The sequence below is a fragment of the Acetobacter senegalensis genome (assembly GCF_001499615.1).
In the GTDB taxonomy this organism is placed as follows: Bacteria; Pseudomonadota; Alphaproteobacteria; order Acetobacterales; family Acetobacteraceae; genus Acetobacter; species Acetobacter senegalensis.
The window spans coordinates 3,198,145-3,223,412 of sequence record NZ_LN606600.1; the positions used below are offsets into that span (position 1 = coordinate 3,198,145).

General features: G+C 50.7%; 18 protein-coding genes and 2 pseudogenes. 8 read left to right on the forward strand and 12 right to left on the reverse strand.

The genetic code is table 11. The annotated features are described in order from the left end of the window. Positions 1-34: 34 nt before the first annotated feature. From ASN_RS14965 to add, 4 genes are all read left to right on the forward strand, one after another. Complete coding sequence (locus ASN_RS14965; RefSeq protein ID WP_058988640.1) at positions 35-1,339, forward strand: MFS transporter; 1,305 nt, start codon at positions 35-37, stop codon at positions 1,337-1,339. 207 nt (positions 1,340-1,546) lie between these two features. Then, entirely contained in the window at positions 1,547-2,131 is a 585-nt protein-coding gene (locus tag ASN_RS14970) for a TetR/AcrR family transcriptional regulator (RefSeq protein ID WP_058988641.1), read from the forward strand. A 187-nt stretch (positions 2,132-2,318) separates the two neighbouring features. After that, positions 2,319-3,719 (forward strand): sodium:solute symporter family protein, encoded by a 1,401-nt coding sequence (locus ASN_RS14975; protein ID WP_058989378.1) that lies wholly within the window; start codon positions 2,319-2,321, stop codon positions 3,717-3,719. Then, entirely contained in the window at positions 3,716-4,750 is a 1,035-nt protein-coding gene (gene add, locus ASN_RS14980; RefSeq protein ID WP_231948255.1) for an adenosine deaminase, read from the forward strand. Before ASN_RS14975 ends, add begins: the two co-directional genes overlap by 4 nt. A gap of 111 nt (positions 4,751-4,861) precedes the next feature. On the opposite strand, the gene ASN_RS14985 is transcribed toward add, so the two are convergent. The 3 genes and pseudogenes from ASN_RS14985 to ASN_RS20630 all read right to left on the reverse strand — a co-directional run. Continuing rightward, entirely contained in the window at positions 4,862-7,189 is a 2,328-nt protein-coding gene (locus tag ASN_RS14985; RefSeq protein WP_231948256.1) for a TonB-dependent receptor family protein, read from the reverse strand. Positions 7,190-7,890: 701 nt separating this feature from the next. Next, positions 7,891-8,118 carry a transposase gene (locus ASN_RS20590; RefSeq protein ID WP_081473661.1) on the reverse strand — a complete coding sequence of 76 codons (228 nt, stop codon included), beginning with the start codon at positions 8,116-8,118 and terminating at the stop codon, positions 7,891-7,893. 281 nt (positions 8,119-8,399) lie between these two features. Next, positions 8,400-8,546: pseudogene (locus ASN_RS20630) on the reverse strand (IS5/IS1182 family transposase); the annotation flags it as partial. Between the two features lie 723 nt (positions 8,547-9,269). Here ASN_RS20630 and ASN_RS14995 point away from each other — a divergent pair. After that, a pseudogene (locus ASN_RS14995) lies at positions 9,270-10,201 on the forward strand (IS5 family transposase). 496 nt (positions 10,202-10,697) lie between these two features. Here the strand turns inward: ASN_RS14995 and ASN_RS15000 are convergent. From ASN_RS15000 to ASN_RS15025, 6 genes are read right to left on the reverse strand one after another with little or no spacing between them, the layout of a single operon-like run. Next, entirely contained in the window at positions 10,698-11,714 is a 1,017-nt protein-coding gene (locus tag ASN_RS15000) for an LLM class flavin-dependent oxidoreductase (protein ID WP_058988643.1), read from the reverse strand. A 20-nt stretch (positions 11,715-11,734) separates the two neighbouring features. Next, the gene (locus ASN_RS15005; protein WP_058988644.1) at positions 11,735-12,952 is read right to left on the reverse strand and encodes an NtaA/DmoA family FMN-dependent monooxygenase; all 1,218 of its coding nucleotides are present in this window, start codon (positions 12,950-12,952) and stop codon (positions 11,735-11,737) included. 3 nt (positions 12,953-12,955) lie between these two features. Further along, positions 12,956-14,941, reverse strand: a complete 1,986-nt coding sequence (locus ASN_RS15010; protein ID WP_167541320.1) for an iron ABC transporter permease — start codon at positions 14,939-14,941, stop codon at positions 12,956-12,958. A gap of 47 nt (positions 14,942-14,988) precedes the next feature. Continuing rightward, complete coding sequence (locus ASN_RS15015; protein ID WP_058988646.1) at positions 14,989-15,924, reverse strand: ABC transporter substrate-binding protein; 936 nt, start codon at positions 15,922-15,924, stop codon at positions 14,989-14,991. Next, complete coding sequence (locus tag ASN_RS15020; RefSeq protein WP_058988647.1) at positions 15,921-16,727, reverse strand: ABC transporter ATP-binding protein; 807 nt, start codon at positions 16,725-16,727, stop codon at positions 15,921-15,923. The genes ASN_RS15015 and ASN_RS15020 overlap by 4 nt, the downstream gene beginning before the upstream one ends. Before the next feature lie 5 nt (positions 16,728-16,732). Continuing rightward, entirely contained in the window at positions 16,733-18,979 is a 2,247-nt protein-coding gene (locus ASN_RS15025) for a TonB-dependent siderophore receptor (RefSeq protein ID WP_082666716.1), read from the reverse strand. A gap of 214 nt (positions 18,980-19,193) precedes the next feature. On the opposite strand from ASN_RS15025, the gene ASN_RS19045 reads away from it, so the two are divergent. The 3 genes from ASN_RS19045 (at position 19,194) to ASN_RS15045 (ending at position 22,047) form a co-directional block, all read left to right on the forward strand. Then, a protein-coding gene (locus ASN_RS19045) for an IS5 family transposase (protein ID WP_099048343.1) occupies positions 19,194-19,948 on the forward strand; the annotation gives its coding sequence in 2 pieces (ribosomal slippage) (positions 19,194-19,524 and positions 19,524-19,948; 756 coding nt in all). A gap of 468 nt (positions 19,949-20,416) precedes the next feature. Further along, positions 20,417-20,932: an RNA polymerase sigma factor gene (locus tag ASN_RS15040; RefSeq protein WP_058988649.1), complete on the forward strand. Its 516-nt coding sequence runs from the start codon at positions 20,417-20,419 to the stop codon at positions 20,930-20,932. A 107-nt stretch (positions 20,933-21,039) separates the two neighbouring features. Then, the gene (locus ASN_RS15045) at positions 21,040-22,047 is read left to right on the forward strand and encodes a FecR family protein (protein WP_157765198.1); all 1,008 of its coding nucleotides are present in this window, start codon (positions 21,040-21,042) and stop codon (positions 22,045-22,047) included. A 313-nt stretch (positions 22,048-22,360) separates the two neighbouring features. Here the strand turns inward: ASN_RS15045 and ASN_RS15050 are convergent, their stop codons facing one another. Genes ASN_RS15050 through ASN_RS15060 form a run of 3 tightly spaced genes read right to left on the reverse strand, consistent with a single transcriptional unit; the run spans position 22,361 to position 25,183 of the window. Continuing rightward, entirely contained in the window at positions 22,361-23,173 is an 813-nt protein-coding gene (locus tag ASN_RS15050) for an ABC transporter ATP-binding protein (protein ID WP_058988651.1), read from the reverse strand. After that, on the reverse strand, positions 23,163-24,023 hold the full coding sequence (ntrB, locus tag ASN_RS15055) for a nitrate ABC transporter permease (RefSeq protein ID WP_082666717.1): 861 nt from the start codon (positions 24,021-24,023) through the stop codon (positions 23,163-23,165). The genes ASN_RS15050 and ntrB overlap by 11 nt, the downstream gene beginning before the upstream one ends. Further along, positions 24,020-25,183: a CmpA/NrtA family ABC transporter substrate-binding protein gene (locus ASN_RS15060; protein ID WP_058989382.1), complete on the reverse strand. Its 1,164-nt coding sequence runs from the start codon at positions 25,181-25,183 to the stop codon at positions 24,020-24,022. The genes ntrB and ASN_RS15060 overlap by 4 nt, the downstream gene beginning before the upstream one ends. Positions 25,184-25,268: the final 85 nt, after the last annotated feature.

The following is a 25,268-nucleotide window of genomic DNA, read 5'->3' on the forward strand; positions in this document are numbered from 1 at the left end:
AGGCATGCCTAAGAGTTTCAGGAAAAGTAGGATAATGAACAACCAGCAGACGCTTTCCGTGAAAGAAAAGATGGCTTACGGTTGCGGTGATGCTGCCTCCAACATGATGTGGGGCATGACGTCATCGTACCTAATGTATTACTACACGGATATCTATGGCCTGCCGCTGATTGCCGTATCATGGATACTACTGGTGGCTCGTGTTGTTGATGCCTTCTGCGATCCAGCCATTGGCTATATTGTGGATCGCCGGGGCGGTCTGATCGTACCGCGCCTGATCCGGATCCTCGCCATTCCTTTTGGCATAACGGGTTTCCTCTGTTTTCTGGCCTTGCCGCTCTCTCCCACGGGGAAAATCCTTTGGGCGGGACTAACCTATATCGTTTTTGGCGCGATCTATTCGTGCATCAATACGCCCTATGGTGCGCTGGCCGTCATGATAAGCCGCTCTGCGACAGGGCGCATCGGCCTTAATGCATTCCGTATGATGGGCTGTCAGGCCGGATCGCTGTTTGTGGCGCTGCTGACCGTTCCCGCCATCACATGGTTGGGTGGAGGTCAAAGTGTGGCGCAGCACCGATATGGCATAGCCATCTATGTGCTGGTTCTGTCGGTTCTGGGCAGTATCTTATGGCTGTGCGTGGCGCGCGGCTGCACGGTGCGGTATCCGCCGGCGCCTGTCCGGCAGGATATGGTGGATACGCTGCGCCATCTTTTTGGAAACCGGCAATGGGTGTTGAGCAACCTTCTCGCGTTCTTTTATTTCGTGGGGCAGGCGGCCCTTTTCGGGTTTGCCCTGTATTATGCCCACGTTATTCTGCGCGGCACGGAGCAGCTTGGTGCCAATATCATTACCTTCGTCACCGTCCTGTTGTTTGCGGGTGTGCCAGCATGCCTTCCGCTTGCCAGACATCTGGGGACCATCCGTGCCGGGCTCATATGCCTGATTGCGCAGGGGATGGCCTATCTGGCCATGGCCGTGTCAGGTGCATCCATGACATATTTTTTCCTATCCATAGCGCTTCTGGCGCTGGCTCAGGGCGTGATGTCTCCGCTATATTATACTTTGCTGGCAGAAGCCGTGGATGATGGTGATCCGCGGACCTCAACTGGATCTGCCGGTCTGGCGTATTCTATCAACACGTGGGTTACGAAGCTGGCAATGGGGCTGACTGGCTTTGTTCTGGCGCAATTCCTTTCGCAAGGCCATTATGTTGAGGCCGGGGCCATGCAGCCTCTGGAACTGTCTGCGTGGATTACCGCAGGTTTTGTGTGGCTGCCACTGGGGGCGGTGTGTATGCAGTTTCTCTGCCTGTTGGCATGGCCCGGCAGGGAATGAATATTCTGCCAATACCCCAGGGGGTATTATGCGCTTTGATATGAATATATTCTAAAAATATACGTTATTTCATGTAAGAATCATAAACACTTGATATTGATATTGCTATTGCCAGAAAAATCCGGATGTTTTTTTTGGCGAAGCCCTGAGCTTGTCAGAACCATATTTATGTGACACACTTGTGTCAAAATTACATATGTGTGTCAGATGCTACGCGACGAATATGCAGCCCAAACCCGGCAACGTATTATTGAGGCCTTCATTGCTCTTCTTGAAGAGAGCGAGGATGGCAGTATTTCCACTTCTGCACTTGCAAAAAAGGCCGGTGTTTCACTTCGTACGGTGTATCGTTATTTTCCGTCGCGCGACCATCTCCTGGCGGCAACGGCTGACTGGTTGAATACAGAGGTATTCGGGCTGGCGTCACAGGATGACACAGATGACGTTGTAAAAGGCTTTCAGGTAGCCGCCGGAAAGTTCGATAGTCGTCCGGATCTTGCGCGCATTCTTGCTCTTACTCGAATTGGGCGCTCAATGCGCAGCACGTTCCGTAATGAACTGGCTGTTCGGAGACGTAAAGTCTTATGGCGCAACACACCTGACATCTCCGCATCTGACCGACTGAGGGCAGAGGCTGTCCTGGCCTGTCTGGACAATGTTCTCTCCTGGCTGACGCTCAGAGAAGAGTTTGGCATGGACGGAAAGGATATTGGGGCAACCATTGGCTGGGCTATGGAGCTGGTCCTGAGCGAGACCCGACGGTCCGTTCAAGCCGGAAAAAAGAAGCCGTGATGTCCGCTCGCCCAAACAGGAAGTCATTGGCGCTAGGTTTGGGCGTGCCGTTTATTGCGATTGTTTTTGTCGCGCCGTTTCTCAGTTGTCTATCATTTACCGTTTTCGGAATCCCGGTTGTTTTTCTCTGGATATTTGCGTGGTTTCCGCTGACATCGTTGTGTCTATGGTTATGCGAGCGGTCCATATGACCGGGATGATTGTCGCCAGTATCCTTATCCTTTCGCTCGGTGCTGCGTGGCTTGCGCGAGTGCGGTCACGGCATATGTCAGTTGAAACGCTGCTTGTGGCGGATCGGGCGTTGCCTGCGCCCATGCTGTTTATTCTTACTGTAGGTGAGATTTACAGTATTGGTTCGATCGTTGCTTTTCCATCTGGTCTTTATGCGCACGGTGTGAGCTACGGATACTGGTTTCTAGGCTATCTTCTTCTGGCATTTCCTGTTGGATATTTTGTCGGGCCAGCCATCTGGCGCCGGGCGAAACAGTATAATGCATGCACTTTACCCGAGGTGTTTGGACGGCATTTTGGAAGCATTGCGTTCGAGCGGCTAACAGCATGGGCATGCGTTATCGCTCTGGTTCCATGGGGACAGTTTCAGTTTATTGGTCTGAGCTCTGTTCTTGATACGATGGGCTTCTCCGCAGCGCCAGCTGCGGGGCTGGCGGGATGCGCGGTGATCGCATTTGCCTATGTGTCACTGGGCGGCGTGCGTGCTTCGACTTACGTTGCATTCCTCAAGGATGTTCTAATGCTGTTCGGCATCGCCGCTGTCGGCGTCGGTGCGATAGGCATGCAATATAAACTCTCCGCCGGGCACGCTGTAATAACAACGCCGACGTTTCCGCTTCCCACTGGTAGCAGTCTTGTCTTTGCGATCAGCACGATCATTTATCAGGGCGTTGGATTTTATTTTCAGCCTTCCGTCACGCCATATTTGTTTACGGCGCGCTCGGCGCAGGCTGTGCGCCGAGCAATGGTTTTCATGCCGCTCTATATGGTGATGTATCCATTCGCCGTATTTGCGACTGTTTTCGCTCTCAGGTTTCTTCCGTCGTTGCCAGATCCAAATGCCGTGTTTTTCCATGTCGCCGCCACGCTTCTACCATCGTGGATCGTGGCGCTGGCAGCAGCGGGCGCATTGCTGGCCGGGTTGCTGGTTCTGGCGGCGACCTCTCTCAACATCGCGGCAATGATGACGCGAAATATCGCACCAGGCTTGGGGCGTCGGCATCCTAAAAGGGCCATCAATCTGGCGGTTATTCTGTTTCTCGTGCTGGCGCTGGTCGCCACCGCGCATGCTCCCGCTATCATGCTGACGGCTCTGAACCTCAGTGGTTATGTCGGAATTCAGTTTGCTTCCCTGTGGTTCCTGATTCTGACTGGCTGGCCCGTTTCGGCCCGGATCGCGGGGCTGGGGCTTTTTTCGGGAGCAGGCGTGGCTATCGCACTGTTCGCGTCTGGGGTGTCTATTGGTGGTATCAATCCGGGGCTAATCGGCTTTCTGGTCAACTGTGCCATCGTGTTTTGTCCTCTGTGGCGCAGTCGGAGTGACGTGCGTGTTCACAATAAGAAAGATCTATTATGAGCATTGACGCTCTTATAAGAGCAATTCCGAAGATTGACCTGCACTGTCATCTGGCTGGCTCGCTGAGCGCACGGACCGTTATTGCTCTTGCAGCGAAGAACGATGTTGCGCTTCCGGTAACGGATCCTGATAAATTCTATGCCTTTACGGATTTCTACGATTTCCTGTCGCGGCTTGAGGTGATAGGTCGCTGCATGGTCACACGGGACGATTTTGCTCGCGTGTCTTACGAGGCGCTTGCGGATGGGTATCTGAAAGGAAACCTGCGATACGCCGAGTTTTTCTTTAGCCCAGATTACCATTACCCGCACGGCGTCAGTTACGAGACAATGGTGGATGGTTTTGTGGATGGTCTTCGTCAGGCGAAAGAGGAGTTCGGCGTTACCGGGCGCCTGATTCCTGCCATCAACCGCGAACTGGGACCGGAGATCGCGATAGCGATGGTGAGGGATGTTCTCGCCCATCGGCGAGAGGAGGTCATAGGGATCGGAATGGATTGTGCCGAATTCAAAGGACCGCCAGAGTTGTTCGAGGGGGCCTATGCTTTGGCTCGGTCTGCAGGCCTACGCTGCACGGCACATGCCTGTGAGGACAATCAGACGCTGACACAGGCGCCGCCACGCAATGTTGAAACTTGCCTTGATGTTCTGGGCTGTGACCGGATTGATCATGGCTATAATATTCTGGCAGACCCGGCTCTGACGTGTCGATGCAGGGAACAAGGTGTACCGTTTACGGTATGCTCTCATACCTGTGTGCCGCAGCGCATGGAAAAGCGGGCTGCATCGCTGAAAGCGATGCATGATGCAGGTCTGTTTCTTGTTCCTTGTACGGACGATCCTCCGATGTTCGGGACAGATATCGGCACGACTTACGTGACAATGGCGCGAATTCTGTCACTGGGCGTGGAAGAAGTCATGAGGATGTCTCTCCGGGCCATTGAGGCTTCATGGCTTTCTGATGAGGAAAAGGCGAGCATGATGGCAGACTTTCAGGGAGAAATTCAATTTCTCGCCGAAATGGATGCCTGAATATCGGAGGGGGGGGCTAAGAAGTCTTTTTTGCGTACGGGTGCGATGGCTAACATAGTGATATTATTAACTCCACTAAAGCCACAAAAAGGGCTTCTCTAACGCTCCAACCTATAGATTGCGACCCAGTCCGGCGAAGCGGACCGTTACGCCGCCAAATACGCTAAATCCATCACCCGGATAGAACATTGCAGCATCTCGTCCGCCAAGGTTATAGGCCGTATAGGCTGCAGTCGCGTAATGCTTGTTACCTAGGTTTCGAAAATCGAGAAATGTACTCCACTTTTTTGAAGGAGCTTCGTACCCAAGTTTTAGACCAAATATACCATAGCTGGGGGCTTTCAATGTGTTGGCATAGTCCACGTAGTAACTGGAGGAAGACCGAAAATCGAAATTTGCGTAAAAACCTGAGCGATGAGTATATTGCAGTTCAGCTTGGTACATCCAGATTGGCAACGACGGTAACCTATTGGAACCAAACACCGAATCATGACGGTAGTGGAAATCATTGGCCGTTAGCGCCTGTCGAAATCCCAGAGTGCCATAACGACGGGAGTCTATAAGGTGCGTTAATAAGCCGGCCTCGACCCCTTGGTGAATGGTCGGGCTGGCATTTGAGGTCGCTGTGATTTCTGCTGTTGTATTGGTTGCGCGCTGCACGACAACGGTCAGGAGTTCGTCACGGATCCATGTCCGATAAAGTGTCAGATTGCCTTCAAAACGACCAACTCGTCCTCGTATGCCGACTTCTACAGAATTGGCGCGTTGGGCTTTGAGCGGGCCTACTGTGCCTGTATCATTATAGGGACTGCCACCCTGCACGTTATGATAATTCCATGTGACAGGAGGATCTATTAAACGGCTAAAGTTTGCGAATACATCTATATTGGGGTTTATATTATAGAGTAGCCCAACACGCGGTGTGATGAAGACATTGTTATAGTGTTCTCTGCTTTGCAAAGAGGCATTGGGAACAAGCCGATCAACAAGGCGTATGTTCCGGTCAACCCAAATGACAGAAAACCCGCTTGTAAGCCAAAGATTTTTGAAAAGATTAAAATTGTTACCAAAAGCGAAGACGGAATCGTGAGAGCCGCCATATTTGACGCGTTGATGTAATGTCCAGTCTTCCCGGTTCGAGGTCGTGGAAAGAACCGACGACGTATAATAACGGGAATCTCCTGATATCATATGTACGTCGCTCAGAATAAAATTGGTATCAATTTCTCGTCCGAAGAGTCTGTCCTTCCTATTATATTTAAGAGAGTTATTGATGTCGGTTGAGCGCCATAAGTTAAACTGTTTGGTATTGGTTCCATTGAAAAGAGGGTAGTCATTCCATGTAATGCCATATTCCAGTTTGGAGTTATCATCAAAAACATAGTCCGTTTTAAATCCGAGCATTGAACTGCGGGTTGGACGACCGCCCCAGTCATTCGGGTTAATGGTGGGCGTTTTTCTGAGTTGTTCTCTGGTCAGCAAGCCACCGTAATGACCGAAGCCTTCATCCCATCGAAAGATGAGACGAGCAGAAAGTCTGTCGGTAAAATGATAACCAACATTGGCCACCACATCCGTTCGGTACATGGCAGTATAACTCTGAAAACCCTGGCGATTGGTGCGTGCAGCCGTGACGTAATAGTCTCCCTTCTTGTGATCAAAAGTCCCGCCTTGGCTAACCTGTTCTTTCAAAGTGCCGTAACTTCCGGCTTCAAAATGTGCCATAAACCCGGGCGCGGAGACCCCTGTGTGGGTTATGAAGTTAATTCCACCACCCAGTGATGTCGCTGCGTAGTCAAAGGCATTCGCACCGTATAGAACTTCGGTGCGCTGGTAGCCGGTTGTATTAAGTCGATCCTCCTGAAAACCGCCGACGCCACTCACTGTTAGGCCGTCAACAAGATATTTCATCCCGAGGCTATATCCGCCGTAGAAGACTCCCGCTCCAGAGCCACGAATGGAAATTTTGTTGCCGGTGCTTCCTGTGGTCGCCTGAGCTAAAATGCCAGGCTGAAAAGCAAGTGTATCTTCAAGTGTTGCCGCGCGCCCTTTTTCCACATCCTTAGCGCTGATGATAGCAAATGTGCCAGGTACTTTCCGCAATCTCTTTTCTGCGGCGCGTATGGGGCCTGTGCTTGTTACTCTTATCTCTTCAGTGTTTTTTGAGGCGACAACGGCAGAGCTTTTTATGTTGCCTTTTTTTGTATTCTTCTGTGCAGGTATGGGGGCACCTTTAACATCTTCTTGATTTTTATTTTGTAGTGATGGTTGAGAAAATGCGGGCGTGGTTATTCCGCTTAGTAAAAGAAGGCCTCCACTTACTATGCAGGGAAGTGGCGAAAATTTCTTGTTTTTCATAAGACTGGGAATTTTCAAAAAATCAGTATCATCGTCACGTAACAAGACAATATGTGGATGGGTTCGCATTGTTCGCGACATTTTGTTGTGCCTTTACGCAGTAACCAGAGGCTAAAAAGGGCATAGCCCCTTACTTTTTCATGCCAGTTGCCGCTTGGAAGTTTAGGTTGTCGGTTGTTGAGACTTTCGTCGCAGCCAGTAGGGAGGGCATACAGGCTGTATTCTGTCGGAAGAAACGCTTGCTCATTTCAAAAACCTCCTTGGAATACAGTCAATTATCTATGGAGGGCACTCAGGTCTTCCAACATCGACGGCGCCACAAGATTAGCCGTCATCGCATGGTGTTGGAATGAACCGGAGCGTGATTTTGGAGGAGTTTTTCGGTGTTGTGGCTTGTATAGAATGCGGGAGCGCATGGCGTTCGGATCTGAATAAAATAGCCAACACAAACACCGTCATTGTGCTGAGTTTATGCAGCCAGCATCACAAACGTCATCAGCGCATAGGCCCAGCCAACAGCTGCGAATCGACAGAGTTACAAAAAAGCCCGCACCGGACATAGGCAAGCACAACATCGATGTGAAACTGGTATCGGTCGGGAATGTATCAACCTTCTCACTCCGCAGGTAACATCGAAAGGCGTAGCTCCATTATATTTCCACCGTAAATGAGAGTGGTCAACAAAATAAATACGAGTCGTAAGGTGCATACGAAAAAATAACATATATTCGTGTGCAATGATGGGGTGCCGCAAACACGATATGCCGATCGACGGTGTGTCGTCAGTTGAGCGGGATAAAGAGTAAGGTGAGTTGAACAGCTACGAGGAAGGTGGATTTAAGCTTGTTGTAGTAGGTCGAAATGGAATGGAATTCTTTGAATTTATTGAAGAAAAACTCGATAGAGTTTCGCTCTAGGTAGAGAACGAAATCTGTTTTCGGTTGTATTGTTCTGTTGCGTTTTAGTGGAGTGAGCGTGGTAATTCCGCGGTCTGTCAGCCTGTCGATCAACCTGCTCGCATCACATCCTTGTCAACAAGGAAGGCATCTGGGTAGATGTTTTCTCGCAGTGGTTCCACCTGAGTGATATCGGCATCCTGATTCGGTGTGCTATCAAATTCCGCTGGATTACCAGAACACCGCAAATGGCGTGGATTTTTGTAGTCAGACCGCTCCAGATTGTCCGCAGGCCTGATCCATGCCCTTTTTTGAGGGCTCGGGCAGTGTGGTGATGCGCACGTAAAATCGTGCTGTTGATCTTACCTCTTTCATACCAGCGATGCAGACCCCGGGTGCATGTTTTTCCAGTCACCGAAGAGGGCAGGGAGGCCAGGCCATGGAAAGCCGGCACGATAGCAATACAGCGCCCTCCACGAACAGGCGGTTGCGCACAGCCGTGCCGCCGACATGACTTTCCCGACCGGGGGGATATCCTTTATCTGCTCTCGTTGGCCGTCGCGGAAGCCATGTCACCGCATCTACCAGCCTCCCAAAAGCGGACGAACAGAGAGGACGGAGGATAGAAAGTACAACCTTTATGCGCCATACAAAGGGCCTAGCTGACGACAGGCTATAGCATAACATGGCGTAATTTTGGTTCATGATACGGATCGAACACACGACGAAACAGGACATTCTATCTGAGATGACAAGAATACGTCTGCGGTTGACTGTCCTGTTTGCGTTTGTGAGTGGGGGGATGAGTTTATTCTCACCTTCAGCACGAACCGCGGATATCGCCACCCTGCCGGTGGTAACACCTGTCATATCATGCGAGGCGCTAGACAATGTCGATCTTGCGCCTACCGGCACATCATGGCGTCTGAGCCATGCGATCCGGCTGCGGGATCTGCTCTGGCAGGAGAGCGTGATCAGAATCATGTTCAGGGCGTCGGGCTTGCCAAACCGATATATGTCTTTTCTGGCACTTTGTTTTTATCATATCAGGTCCAGACGACACAGCCTGACCTAAGAACAGCGCATGTGTGTCACCAAAAGAAAATTAGGCTCAATCGACGTTCAGAGCTCCCACATAGCCTGCTTGCCGCTTTACAGGGTTCCGTATTGAGATACGGAGCAAGCAATGGTGATCGGAAGGGGCTTTGTTGCGCAAATACGGGGCAGGGATTCCCTGTCTGGAACCAGTTTGTTAGCTGAGTGTGATGAGCAAACCGACGCCGACGCGCTACCGAACGACGAACTGGTCCTCCTACCATTCGGCGCTGAAGAAACGTGGGTCTCTAACGGTATGGTTTGACCCGTGGATGAATTGGGAGGGCCTTCCGACTGGGCGTCGTGGGCGTCAGCCGGGTTATAGCGATTGCGCGATCCAGACCTGTCTGACGCTGAAGGTTCTGTTCGGTTTTGCCCTGCGACAGACGACGGGTTTTGTCGAAAGTCTTCTGCGCTTGGCCGGACTTGCGTGGTCTGTGCCGGATTTCAGCACACTGAGCCGTCGGCAGAAGTCCGTGACGGTCGATATCCCGTATCGCGGCTCAGAGGGCCCCTTGCGTCTCCTGATCGACAGCACCGGGATCAAGGTCGAGGGAGAAGGTGAATGGCATCGGCGCAAACATGGCGGTTCGAAACGTCGTATCTGGCGTAAACTCCATATCGGGATCGACGAAGGCTCAATGGAAATCAGAGCCGTAGAAATGACGGGAAACGAGATCGGTGATACTCCGGTTCTGCCGGTGCTTCTGGGGCAGATCCCCGATGAAGAGGACATCGCCAGCGTTACGGCTGATGGCGCGTATGATACAAGGACATCCATGAAACCATTGCCGAACGTCGTGCTCGGGCTATCATTCCGCCGCGGAAAAACGCAAAGCCCTGGTGCCCCACATGACCGGGGGCCATCGCCCGAAATGAAGCTCTGCGGACTTGCAGGCATCTCGGACGGGCTATCTGGAGACGGCGGAGCGGTTACCATCGACGAAGCCGCGTCGAGACGAAGATGCACTGCATCAAGCTCCTGGGACAACGTCTGACGGCACGCGATTTCGACCGCCAGATCACCGAAGTTCATATCCGTGTTGCTATCCTTAACCGGTTCACAGCGCTCGGAAGCCCTCTCACACGCGCAGTCGTGTAACGGAAGATTCTATAACGGCCTCGGCACGCCGATAAAATGAATTGTGCAACAAAGCCATCAGAAAGTAAGAATTGAGCGCAGTGAGTAGGGAGAAGATCACGGTGCTGCTGGCAGGAAAGGCGCGCAGGATCGGATAACCGTCCGTTCGTGAATGGATGTTTGTGGGTATTGCGATCTGGTGCCAACTGATGCGATCTGCTTGAATGTTACGGAAACTAAAAGCCGGCCTATCAATGCTTCAGGGAAATATGGCTTGATCACCTCCGTCTGGCGTTCAGAAAGTAAAAACACGTCACTGAGAGGTTGTTTGAGAAGCCTGCCAGATCGGTCTCGCGGGTCTTTTCGAAACTGAAAGCACTAAACTTTTGTCCCGATGGCCCAGCATTGCGCTTTCAGCCCCCCCAAACCCCTCGCTAGATCTCAGCTACTGACTTTTCAAACAACCCCTTCAGCTTCAGTTCCATAGGCAAGTCTGTGAAACACATAGGGCAATTCATTATAGCAGATTAACAACTCCAGCGCTTCGCGTTTTGGCAAACGCGATAAGACCGCTTTCTCCTTGAGACCAAATAAGATTGAAACCATCGGTGGCTTTATGAGCATGCCAGCGTTTCATGAAGTTGAGTAGGCCTTCTGCGTGGCCGATATATGTTGGTCTTTCGGGCTGATATGTCTCTTGCATCATTGCAGGATGAGCAGAATCTCCTGTTTCGGTCGCAGATGTTAATGTGACGGTCAGGTTTGTGATGATTTTTATGTCTTCCTTTTTACGACCTTGCGTTAATAGGCGGTGATGTATTTCATCTTTGAAATGGCTTGTATGTGTCATAGTAGGTTGGTCAGTAAATATACATGAAGCGTGGCATACAGCGAGTTTTTTTCCTGCCTCACTGATGTCGGTCCACGCTATCGGGATAGGACCGTACGGCGGTCGGGGGACGTCCAAGGGGCCCATGACTGAAAAATGTTTACCGACATGCTGGATCGGTTTGTTAAGGCAAGCGTCAACACCAGATCGTCCATTCTCGCGTATGATAATGGCTTCGGCAGACCAGCTATTCCAGAGTTTATTTGTCACGTCTATGAATTCACCTGCCCGTTCGTAAGGATCATTGTCTGTCACAATAGAATTATAATGTGCCAGTGTATCGTAACTGGATACGGGAGTTGCAATCCAAGCTGTGCGGCCATTGCTGATATGGTCAATGGCTGCAAGCCGACGGGCAACGTTATATGGTTCACTGCAGCTTGTTGGCACAGGGATAATCAACTTGAGTGTCTTGGTCATTGCGGCAAGAGCAGCTGACAACGTGTAGTTCTCGTAAGAAAACCCATTCTGTTTAGATAATTTTTGTGAAAAAGATTCTGGCTCAGCGCAGAGCAGGGCATCAAAGCCAGCCGCTTCAATAAGGCGAGCCTGTCTTGCCACGTTGGAGAAATTTCCGGGCCATGGACGGACGGTATCAGATTGAGGATTATTTGCGAGAACACATGTCAGATAAAGAGGGTTCATTGTATTGATCCTGACATCGCTTATGTAAAAGCTTTCAAATTGAAATGTTGACGCAAAGTGGCACCTGTATAGGCTCTTCGATATAGGCCGCGTTTTTGCAAGATCGGGATGACTTCATCCACAAACAGGATGTTGGCCGCTAGGGAAGGCCACATGAGCGTAAAGCCGTCACAGCCTTTGCCGGTAAACCATTCGCTTATAAGGTCCGCCATATCCATAGGAGTTCCTGCGTAAGCGAGATGAGCACCTTGCCCTAGAACTTGCCGGGGCGTGAGGCTATGCTTGCGGATAAGGTCAAGATAAAGGTCTGAGCGCCCCCGCATGCCATTGGTGCTTCCCTTGGGAGGTAAAAGTTCAAGGGGGACAGGCTCATCCTGAGGAAGTGTGGTGAGGTCAATTCCTACCATTTCCCGCATGCGGCTGGCGTTTCCCTGATCTGGGCCTGCGCGCGCGGCCAGAAGATCTTCAGCTTCTGAACGCGTGTGGCAAACAATTGGCATAAGGCCGGGTAGGATGTTGGCTTCGTGTGGCGCACGTCCCAGCGTGGCCATCCGCTGGTGTATATCTGAGTAAAAATCTTGTGCGACCGCGAGAATAGGCTGTGCAGTGAAAATAATTTCTGCCCAGCGCGCTCCAAAATCTCGTCCTGCTTGTGATGAGCCCGCTTGCATTCTTACAGGCTGACCTTGAGGAGACGGGGGCATGTTTATATCTCCCTTGACTGTAAACCAGTCCCCCTGATGATCAAGGGTATCTATTCTGTTCGTGTGTGTGCCAGACCATAAACGGGTGACAATCTGAACAACCTCATGGGCTCGTGCGTAGCGAGTATCATGTTCAAGGTGTTCTTTTTTACTGTAATTTTGAGAAACCTTGTCGACAGCCGTTGTCACCATGTTCCAGCCAGCTCGTCCATTACTGATGTGATCGAGGGACGCAAACAGACGCGCCAGATCATAGGGCTCGCTGTAGGTGGTGGAGACGGACGCGATGAGTCCGATATGGCGGGTCATGGTGGCGAGCGCAGAGAGCACCGTGAGTGGTTCCATGGAAAAACCGGCTCGATAGATATAAAAATCAGCCATGAACAAGGCGTCCATCAAGCCGCGTTCCGCAAGCTGGGCACGTTCTGCCAGTTGCCTGATATCAAATAACCGACAGGGACTTTCTCCTGGCAGGCGCCACGCTAAATCCAGCCAGTCGATGCATGAATTGAAGTGAATTTTTCTATCGCGCATGATTCATGCTTTCAGGCTTCTTCTTGTCAGATAAAGCAGATAAGGGGCGCCGATCATTGCGATAACAGCGCCGGTAGGGAGTTCAGCAGGTGCGATTATGACGCGGGCCAGGCAATCTGCTGCACCAACCAGAGCTGCGCCGATAAGGGGAGCGAGAAGAAGATTTGGTCGTGTAAGGTGGCCCACAAGTAATCTGGCCATATGGGGGGCGATGAGTCCGACATAGCCAATCGGGCCCGTGCATGACACGCAAAGGGATGCAACAGTAATGCCGATAGCGCCTGCAAGAAGGCGGGTTGTGTTAACATCAAGCCCGAGCCCGTGGGCACTTTGATCGTTTAGGCACAGTAATCCGATACGTTCTGCTATCAGCCAGACGCAGGGGAAAGCTACCACCAGTGTGGCAGCGAGAAGAGAGGTGGTTGACCACGATGTTCCATAAGGGCTGCCGATCAGCCAGATGAGTGGATTTCCTGTAAAGCGGGACTGAATGAGTAAGATCTGGGTGAACGCACCACACAAGGCAGCCACTGAAATACCGATAATACTAAGCCGTCCGGGAGAAAGACCCAGGTGCCACGCCATTGCATAGACAGCCCCGCCTGCACATAGCCCACCACACAGGGCGGAAAGACCGATTGCGTAAGGCGGAGCTGCAGGAACAAGAGCCAGCAGGAGGAGAGAAGCTGCTGCCGCTCCACCACTGACACCGACAACGCCGCTATCCGCCAAAGGATTGCGCAGCACGGCTTGAAAAAGCGTGCCTGCCAGTGCAAAACCAGCCCCCACCAAAAGAGCATTACATAAGCGTGGCAGACGAATATTCCATACAATACGCTCTGCTATACTCCCTTTTGCGCCATGAAGCGCTTGCAGTAATTGAGAGACTGACAGCGAATAGCCGCCGACCCATGCAAGTCCGGCTATCAGCAACAGGATAATCAGAGACAATATGAATATTGTGATAAGCCACAAGGGAGCGTACGTAATACGGGGGAGAGAAAAGCGAGATGTCTGTCCCTCATTCAGAATAACTCCACGGTCCCCGTGCGATTGGTGCAGAACCAGCCAAAGTAGGAAAGGAGCTCCAATCATGGCAGTAACCGCGCCAACTGGAGGCGTATCAGTCAAGCTGCCAAGTTGATAGGTCAACGTATCGGCCGCAAGAAGAAGCGATCCTCCCCATAAGATGCAGGCTGGCAGTATGATCGCGTGCCTTCTGATACCTGCCTGTTTGACCAGATGCGGCACGACAAGGCCGACAAAGCCGATTGGTCCAGTGACCGCAATGGTTATGCCGCTCAAGATCAAGATAAGAGCAAAGATTATACTACTAACCAGACGCGTTTTTTGGCCCAGTCCACGCGCTGCGTCACTGTCTAGCCGTGCGACATCAAGCTGGTGGGCCATGAGCAATGCAAGCAAGAGGCTTACGGTAATCCACGGCCACACAAGTTGCAGATTGCCCCATCCATTTTGTCGAAGTGAACCCGCGTTCCAGCCGATAATCTTACGAGACTGCTCTTCGTGCAGAATGAGAAGGGCCTCCGTTAGACCGTTAAGAGACATGCCGACGAGCAGGCCACTTAGCAGCATACGTAATGGAGGGGCGCTTCTCCCCCCTGCAATCAGCCCCACAAGAAGAACAGCACAAAGTCCGCCGCTTATAGATACAAGGAATGGGTGGTCGGCCATAAGGAGGGGTGCAAAAATAACAGCCAAGACGATAAATAGAAAACTGCCTGCGTGAATGCCCAAGAGACCAGGAGAGACAATCGGATTTCGTAGAATGCTTTGCGTCAGCGCGCCTGAGACAGCAAGAGCGCCTCCTGCGATACATCCCATAATGGCTCGAGGTAACCTGAACCCCAGAATGATGTCTGTTGTCAGATTTTTCTGGGTGTCAAAAAAGGCGTTAAGTATGGCTGAAAAATTGATGGAAGCTTCGCCTTGGGTGATATTGAGAGCAAATGTAAAGACGAGCGCCACTGCCCCACCTAAGAGTACGATGCATTCGCTTTGCCGCTGTTTGGTCATCATGATTGGAACGCAGAAACAACATCTGTCTGAAATAAACGTGTGCTCAGGGGAGCATTATGGATAAGACGATAAGGAATGGAATGTAGACGTTTTTCACGGACAAAGCGCAGATTACGCCAGATGGGAGTTTGAATAAGCCGCTCCATTCCTTTTTCGTTGAAGGGCATGTAAAGGAAGTCGGCATTTTCAAACTCCATAAGCGTTTCAACGCTGGTGACGGTAAATCCTTTCTCACGGTAGCGTTCATCATTGCAGGCATAGGAAAAGCCAAGCCTTTTCAATATTTGGGCGGGTAGGGCGTTCTGGTTGAACAGCATAATTTCCGCACCACGGGCTCCGGCGTTGATGTTGCCTAACACGACAGGTTTTGATGTGAGCCCAAGGCTCGCGAGCCTTCGGTATCCCGTGTCCAGCGTAGTATCGAGCATTTTGCAGAAATGGTCTGCTTCTGTTGCCCGCCCCACAAGTCGCGCAATGGTGCGCAGATTAGACAGCATGGTGTTGAACTGGTCAGAATGTCCTGACGGGTAAGATGCGAAAGCAGAAACGGGCGCAATCTCTTTTAGCAAGGAGAGATTTTTTTGAACATTGGTTATATTGCCCAGAATAAGATCTGGCTGCAGCGCCATGATCAACTCGATATTGGGACTGGAAGACAAACCGAGGTCCTGCACGGAATATGAGAGTTCAGGCGCTGAGTTTCCTGTAAATTTACGATAATTTGTCGGGCTGGTAACGCCAACAGGCTGTACGCCGAGGGCTAACAAAAATTCGATACTCTGCTGGTCTAATGCCACAACGCGGCTGGCGGTTTTGTCCACACACGTCTCGCCGAGATCATCATGTATGCAGAGATCTTCTGCTTTGGTATTGCAGAAGGGGAGAAGACTGAGGACCATGCTCCCCAGAATATGTCGTCTGTAATACGTCATGATGTCTTGTCCGTTCGCAGGGGAAGGAGACGACCGGGAATGAACCACGGACGACCGGTGGCTGAATCTGTGTGAATTTCAGCCTGTATGCCGAATACCTGTTCCAGTATCTTCGGTGTCACCACTCTGGAGGGCGTGTCATCTGCGTGAATTGTACCGTCACGTAGCGCAATGATACGATCAGAATAGCGTGCTGCCAGATTCAGATCGTGGAGCACCATGACAACAGTGCGTTGGTAATCCCGGTTCATGTGCTGAAGGAGGTCGAGCACCTCAATCTGATGGCTGATATCAAGATATGTGGTGGGTTCGTCCAGAAACAGAATATCGGATTGCTGGGCCAAGGTCATGGCAATCCAGGCCCGCTGACGCTGACCGCCCGAAAGCTGCTCGGCAGGGCGTGCAGACAGTTCCTTCACGGACGCCATCTCCATGGCCTGATCTATGGCCTGTTCATCTTCCTGAGAGCGCAGACCTGTAAAACCAAGATGCGGAAAACGACCTAAAGCAACCAGCTCTCGGACACTGAGCCCCTCAGGGACGAGAGGGGTCTGTGGCAAAAAGGAAAGGCGTCTGGCTGTGGCACGGGAACCGGTGTGACGGATTTCCTGTTCGTCAAGAAACGCCTTTCCATCTTTTAGCCGGATTTGACCGGCAAGAGCTTTAAGGAGAGTTGATTTGCCGGAGCCGTTGGGCCCGACGAGTGAAATCATAGTCCCGCACTCTATGGAGAGTGTGAGCTCCCGTATGACGGAGGTCGTCTGGTAGGCGATTTCGATCTTTTCTGCGCGAATAATGGGCATGAAGATCAAAATTTCATACCGATGGAACCAGAAATTGTCCGTCGGCCAACATAATCGCAATAACTGGAGCTCAGGCAGCCGCCAATGGCTTTGCGGTCTGCCAAATTCGTGGCCGAGAGCGTGAGTTTTAGATGTTTCCACGGAGATGGAACTGTCGCAAAATCATAGGAGATCATGCCGTCTACCAGGACATAATCTGGAATACGCATGGCGTTGGCGCCATCTGCAAACATCCGGCCCATGTAACGGGCCCCTCCGCCAATGGAAAGCCCCTTCATGGCACCGGACGAAAAGCGGTAGTCGAGCCAACTTGTAACCATATTGTTGGGAGTATCTGTAGGAATATTTCCCTGATAGCCGTCATTACTACGTGTAACCCGTGCATCCATATAAGTGTAGCCGATGGTTGCATTCAGTTCATTCGTCAGGCTGATTTTACCTTCTAACTCCACTCCTCTGACACGCACTTTTCCTGTTTGAACCGAGAAGTTTCCGCAATCAGAAAGCTGCGGTGCTGCCGAGCAGGTATGGGCATTATCCGCTGTGGTGACATTCGTGCGTTCCAGATTGAAAAGAGATGCAGTGAAAAGGCTGTTCAGCCCTTTCGGCTGGTATTTGGCACCTACCTCAATCTGCTTGCCCATGCTTGGTTTGAAGGCCTGATTAAAATAGTCGGTTCCGCTTGTAGGTTCGAATGAGGTTGAATAGCTTACGTAAGGTGAGAGGCCAAAATCGAATAGATAGACCAGGCCAACACGACCGGTAAAAGCATGGTCTTTTTGGGTGCTGTCGCTATTGGTCAGGTAGTTATCAGTTTTTGTTCTTGCCAAGTCCTGCCGCAAGCCAGCCAGAAGCCGCCATTTTCTGAATGCGATTTGATCCTGAGCATAGACACCATACTGCTCCTGAATAAGCGTGTTATCAGACCGCTTAATCAAGGTCGGGATCGTCAAATTACCGTAAGTTGGATGGTTTAGATCCAGATTAAGAGCCGCACTGGTACCCTGACTGGTCATATTGTCTGAGCTGAAAATACGATAGTCGAAACCAGCAACAATGGAATTATGTATTGGGCCAAGTGCATACCTGTAAGCCAGGCTACTATCAACTTCGATCCCCTCTGTTGTGGCAGTTTGATACATGGCTGTGCGGGAAATGGTCTTCTGGTCGGCAAGCAGGCTGCCGGGCGAGAGGGTGTGGGTGTTCGTATCCACGTACATCAACCGCGTATTCTGACGAAATTCCAAATTTTCGATAATTTTTTGATGAAAATCATAGCCAAAGGAGGCCTGTTTCCTGTTGTAGTCGCAGTAGGAGCGATCACACGTGTAAATGTAGCGACGGAAGCGGCCATTCACGTTGGGCAGGATGGTCCCTACAGACGGTAGATAACCGCTTGAGTTACCTTGGGGGTCGATCTGCAAATTGACCATGACGGTCAGCGATGTTTTTTGGGTCGGCGTCCATTTTAACGATGGTGCCACCGCAAAACGTTCTGGTGTGCCGTAGTCACCTTTAAGGCCCGCCTTGCGGGCAATCGCCTCAATACGGTAGGCAAAATGTCTATCCCTCAGCGTGCCTCCAACATCCACATTGCCTTCATAAAGATTGTAGGCACCGATATTGATGCGGCCACTCTGGAAAGTTTCTCCTGTGGGACGCTTGGTGACCATATTAATTAGGCCGCCTGAGCCATTCTGACCATATAAAACAGACGCAGGACCTTTCAGCACTTCCACACGTTCAAGGAAGTAAGGATCCACTTGGGCAACAGCAAGCGTACCCGAGGGAGTTAACTGTAGGCCATCCTGATAAATATTGTTGATGCTGTAAAAGCCACGAATACGGATGCGATCAAAATAGGTCGTGCTAGGCTGAACACCGCTCACCACGCCAGGAGTGTAGCGTAGAGCGTCTGCTAATCTCTTGGGCTTGAGGCGCTCCATTTCCTCGGCAGTGATGACGTTGATAGTCTGAGGCGTTTCTATCAGAGAGGTGTCCGTCTTGGTCGCTGTGGCACTACGTTTGGCAACAAAACCTTGCACGGGGCCCCACGCAGACTCACTCGATCCCTTCACGGAGACAGGACCAAGCGCAATGGCGCCATCGGGCGTGTAAGCTGCAGTATTTGTGGGATCCGCCATAAGGGCGGCGGCATTTGTCGAGATAATACGGGCACGGAGGCCGGTACCGGAAAGCAATGTTCTAAGTGCTTGCGATGGAGGCATTACCCCGGAAACGGGGGAGGACATTTTGCCTTGCGCCAAAGAAGACGAATAACTGATCTGCCATCCAGTTTGGCTTAGAAACGCATTTATTGCTTCTGGAAGAGGTTGGGCAGGAAGCGAAAATTTTTCGCTTTTTTCTACGGCGTGTCGTCAGTTAAGCGCTGAGTATGGCACGTGAGGGTTGTACTTTGTGGCGTCCTGTGCTGACTGTTTTCCCGATTTTGTGGGAGAGCAACAGATGCGGCGCTACGGTTTACGCAACGATCAGTGGGAACGGATAAAAGACCTTCTCCCCGGTCGTGAAGGTCATGTCGGCGGCACAGCAGCGGACAACCGCCTGTTCGTGGAGGCCGTGCTGTATCGCTATCGCGCAGGCATTCCATGGCGTGATCTTCCTGCCCGTTTCGGAGACTGGAAAAACGTGCATCGGCGTCTGCGCCGCTGGTGTGAAAGCGGTGTTATTGAGAGGATCTTTCGCCATCTAGCCGCGGATCACGACAATGAATACATGATGATCGACAGCACCATTGTCCGGGCACATCAGCATAGTGCCGGAGCCCTCAAAAAAGGGGCGCGGATCAGGCCATCGGACGATCACGAGGCGGGTTGACGACAAAGATCCATGCCATCTGCGACGCTCTGGGCAATCCGGTGGAACTCGGCATCACACCGGGGCAGGATGCGGATATCAGCCAGGCGGAACCGATGCTGGAAAACATCGATCCGGATGCCTTCCTCGCCGACAGGGCGTATGACGCGGACAGACTGATTGATCGGCTGACACAGCGCGGGATTACTCCGGTCATCCCGCCGAAACGCAATAGAACAACCCAACGGGAAACCGACTTCGCTCTCTACCGCGAACGGAACCTTGTCGAGCGGTTCTTCAATAAACTCAAGCAGTTCCGTGCTATCGCAACACGCTACGACAAGCTGAAATCGACCTTCCTCGCAGCCGTGCAGTTCGCTTCAATCATTATCCTACTTAACTGACGACACGCTCTAGATTTACCGTTGATAGTGGCGCTCCTTGCGCTGTTGCCTGTGCGCAAGCCTGTTGTGGTTCCAAGGTAACAAAGGCGCAGCTTAAGAGAGAAGGGGTGAGCAAAGCGTGAATTAAGTATCTGTGGTGACCAGTTTGCCCGTAAGTTGCTACGCCCATTACGTTTCCGGAGCTTTTTATCACTATTTACACCTTTTTTCTGGCGATTTTCCTGCGTTGTCCGGCACGCAAGTTTCGTTCTTTCATCTCCTTGACGTTTCAGCTGCACTAAGTCGGAAAAAAAATAGCGATATTTTTGAGTAGACGTTGCGAGGTTGGCAACGCCACGTGACATCAATGTGTCGCTCCCTATTTTTTTTGATTGCAATTAATAATCACAATCAATAATGGGTGCAGGGTATTCGGGAAAGTGCACCTGTTATTTCTCAGGGTAGTTTGCAGGGTGGGAGTATGAGCGGATGTCTCCGGCGCTGAACGTTATCTTCAGATTGCGCCGCCAGTCTCTTATTCTGTCGTTGTTAAGGATTGTAAGAGATCCACATACGGCTGAAGATCTGGCGCAGGAAGCCTATATTCGCGTATGCCGAGCGCTAGAGGCTGGAGGTGTGGAGCGTGTGGAGCCCTTCCTGCATCAGACAGCCCGTAATATCGCGTTTGATCATCAGAGGCGATGCAAGGCGCGTAGAAAAATAGAAGCAGTTTCGCTTGATGATCAAATGGTGGACATTATTGCAGATGACACACCGTCCGTTGAGCGGATATTGCAAGACCGGCAACGGTTGAAACTGCTCCGGCAAACGGTATCCCGGTTGCCACGTAGAACACAAATTGTAATGCATCTGAGCCGTATAGAAGGGTGGACTAATCGCAGGATTGCCGCCCATCTAGGGGTCTCTGAACGTACCGTATTTAACGATCTGAAAATGGCGCTGGCGCATTGTGTTGAGCAGATGGGCGGATTTGATGGTGATTGATCTGTCGTTTCAGATTTTATTTTCTTTGCCTGTTTGTGAAGTGGGAAGCGTCTAAGGTATAATACTTCCTGCACGCAGCACGAATTACGGGCATTGGATAGGTTTAAGTGGAACAGGACAATTCATCCAAGGACAGGCTTGACAGCGAAAGCATGGATAATGTCAAGCTGCAGGACGAAGCATTGGAATGGTTTGTAAGGTTACGCGGTCAAGAAGTAGATCAGCCAACGCTCCATGCTTTTGAGCGCTGGCATGGCCGTAGTTCCCGTCATGCTCAAGCATATTTAGTTATTGAGGCAATGTGGCAATCCAGAGCTTTCGAGAATGCCATAGGTGAGTTTTCCGAGGTTGCAGGTATAGAGAAGATTCACAAGCAAAAATCCAGGCGTGGCAGGCCATTAAAACAGTACGTCTGTCTGGCCGCTGCTGGGCTCGCGACTGTAATGGTATGTGTATGGACGCTTCCTGAGGTTATTCTTCACTGGCGCGCGGATTATGTTACGGTCGCCGGACAGCAAACTGGTATTGTTCTCCCAGATGGCTCAAAAATGACGATGAATACAGACTCTGCTGTAGCGATCAATTTCCATGATGGGCATCGGGAGGTAACTCTTTTGCAAGGAGAAGCCTTTTTTGATGTCCGGCATGATGCCGTGCATCCATTTCTGGTAACTGGACCATTTGGTATTACAAAAGTTACAGGAACCGCTTTTTCCGTTAGGACTGATAGGCAGCAAGATCGCGTTATTCTGGAACGCGGGCATGTTGATGTGCGGTTGCGTAGTGGAGACGGAGGGCACACGCAGCTTGATCCTGGGGAAATGGTGACAGCATCTTATCAGCAACTTTCAGGAGTAACGAAGTCCGATCCATCTATAGCTTTGGCGTGGCGTAATGGTCGTCTTGTTTTCGATGCTCAGCCATTTACGGATGTTGTGCATGAGTTATCCCGTTACTACTCTGGAAGAATTTTCATTATAAAGAGTGGGCTTGAAAAAAGTCTGGTTAGCGGAAATTTTAGATTAGCTGATATAGAAAGCGCGTTTCGCGCTCTTTCCGAGTCCTGTGGGGTCACAATTACATATTTACCAGGCGGTACAATTCTTTTCCGTTAATTTTGATCTTTATTATATGATAAAAATCGAAAACTATTCTACATAAATTCTGCAATTGGTGGCTTTTTGATTACCATATGGTCGGGGGCAGATACGTGAGGAGGACTCCAAGCGCTTTGAAACGGGTAATATGGAACCACCCACGCGAAATTCTGTAATTTGACGACACGCCGCAGTAAGGGCCCGTGCCACTGTGTAGAGGCCTTGGTTCGTGGTAAAACGCCTCACTTTGGTTAAAATGCAGAGTGTGCAACACCAAAACGGACCATCGTTTTACGTATCTCGAAACAGAAAACATCCCGACAGAATTTCATTAATTGTTCTCTGGTTTTTTTAAGTTCAGTTTTTGAACAAGAAAATCCATTATATGATTACGAAGATCCGAATAGCCTTTCTTGTGATGTATTTCTGCCCGTGACCTCTCCTTGGGGAGGGGGTTCTGAACAACTTCCGCTATGTGTGCGTTTGGCCCTGAGCTCATTAACAAAAGGCGATCAGCTAAAAGAATGGCTTCGTCGATATCGTGAGTAATCATGAACACGGTTTGGTGTGTTTGTGCGCAAATATTCAGGAGTTCATCTTGAATTACGCCACGTGTGAGAGCGTCAAGCGCACCGAAGGGTTCATCCATCAGCAGCAGTTCCGGCGTTGTCGAAAAAGCACGCGCTATGCCCACACGCTGTCGCATACCGCCAGAAAGTTCTGATGGGCGCTTATGCATGGCTTCTTTCAGACTGACCAGCCCCAGATAATGTTCCGTCATGTTTTTCACGTCACCGCGCTGCATGCCAGGATGGCGGGCCCGTATAGCCATGGCAACATTTTGCTCAACCGTCAGCCATGGCATAAGGGCATGACCTTGAAACACAACGCCCCGATCAAGTCCTGGCCCTCTGATCGTATGGCCATTTATTGAGACTTGCCCCGAAGAGGCACTTTCAAGGCCAGCCAGAATGTTGAGGATTGTACTTTTTCCACACCCAGAATGTCCGATCATGCAAACAATTTCGCCATGATCAATACTGAATGAAATATCTGAGAAAACTGGCGCACCGCCTTTTGTGTAGCGTTTCTCGAGGCTATTAACAACGACAAGATGGTCGGGCTTATTCAGCTCATTCTGCATAACTGACGCTCCGTTGAAGAGCTGCGAACGCTGTATCCAAAATCATTCCTGTGACACCAATGAGTAACACAGCAAGAATAACATTGGAGAGTGAAAGATTATTCCATTGGTTCCAGACAAAATACCCAATGCCAGAACTCCCGACGAGCATTTCTGCTGCCACAATCGCTAGCCACGCAATACCGAGCCCAACACGCATACCCGTGACAATGGTTGGGGCCGCTGCTGGAAAAATGATAAGCCGTAAGCGTCTAGCCCAACTCAGTTCCAGTGTGCGCGCGACGTCAAGCCACTCCTTTCGCAATCTGCTGACACCAAAAGATGTGTTGAGTAATATCGGCCAAATGGAACAGATGAAGATTACAAAAATACCGCATTCTTCGGCATCTTTAATGGTGTAAAGAGCAATTGGCATCCATGCCAGTGGTGAGATGGGCCGCAGAATCTGAATAAATGGATTTAGCCCGGCCCGTAAAATGGGCAGTTGACCTAATAAAAGACCTAAAGGAACGGCAACAATCACAGCAAGCCCATATCCGATAATAACCCGGTAAAGCGACGCGCCTAACTGCCATCCAATTCCGCGGTTATTGGCATTTGTGTTATGAAAGGGTGATTTCAATTCTTGCCACGCATCGACGGCAAATTGTCTTGGAGAGGGGAAGTTGTGGCTAGCCTGCTGTGTTGCGGGTGTATGGCCCATCAACATCTCATATTCTGCATTCTGTGCCGAAGAACTTCCAACATGAGTCTCAAACGGGAGTGTCAGGTATTGCCACGCCAGCAACAAAGCTAAAGTAAGGAGAGCGCTGAGTGCAAAACCTTTTAATTTATCAGTTCTCCTCATCATGGTTTGGTACTCATTACTGGTGAAGGTAACTGCGGAGGAAAAGTTTCTCCTAAAATCTTAAATGCCGGGTAATTATTGTCGTCCGGTAATGGAAGGTCAGCTAAAGCGAGGGCGGACGCTTGATGGCGAACATCAGGCAGAAGAAAAACCTGTTCCACAGTTTTTTGGCTATCAACAGCGGGAGGAATGTAGCCCCAGCGTTGCATTTGTTTCATCATCCACAATCCAGAAGAATAATAGGGAAAGGGGCTAAACTCAGCACGATGTGGATTGTCCTGAACTTTTCCCAGACCGTCGGCATAGTGCCCGGTTAGTCCTTGCCGAATGACCAGTTCAGAATGGTTCAGGTATTCTTGTCTGGAAAGGATCTGCGCGGCTTCAAGGCGATTTTCCATTTTATGCATGAAGGCGGCAGCGCGGATCATGGCACGCTGTACCGCAGCATAAGCGTTGGGATTTTCCGTAATAAACTCTTCTGTCATGCCAAGTGCGCAGCAAGGGTGACCATCCCATATCTCGGCGGTCAGAATATGTAAAAATCCGATTTCCTCTATTATTGCACGTTGATTGAACGGCTCCGGGCCTAGAAAGCCATCAATATTTCCGGCGCGGAGATTCGCGACCATCTCTGGCGGTGCAGTTACACGAAGTGTCACATCATGATCATGGTCCAGGCCGTAGTGGGAAAGGTAAGCCCTGAGCATGAGGTTATGCATTGAAAATTCAAAAGGAATTGCAAAAGTCATTCCTTTCCAATTTTGTGGATCGCGACGGTTTCTATGCTTTAGTGCTAGTGTAATGGCTTGCCCGTTAATATTTTGCATCGTGACAGCACGAACAGGGTGCGGGGCGTGTCCGGCCCCTGTTGAAAGAGCAAGAGGCATGGGAGAAAGCAGATGCGATGCGTCAAAATTACCGTTCAGGAGGTTATCCCGTATAAGAGCCCAACCTGCGGTTTTTTTCAGATCAACTGTAATCCCTTCATCCTGAAAAAAACCTTTTGCCTGCGCCATAATAAGCGGTGCTGCACAACTGATCGGCACAAAACCAATTTTCAGAGTATTTTTTTCAACCGGACGTTTTGTCGCGGCAAGTGAGGGTGCCGCTGTTCCAAGGAGTGCTGCGCCTAACGTGCCAGCTATGAAACCTCTGCGGGACAAGCCATGTAAGCCACCACATGGGCATGGAAGAACGGGAACAGCCGTTGTACACGCCAAGCTGGATGACCCTGTTTGCAGCAAAGAG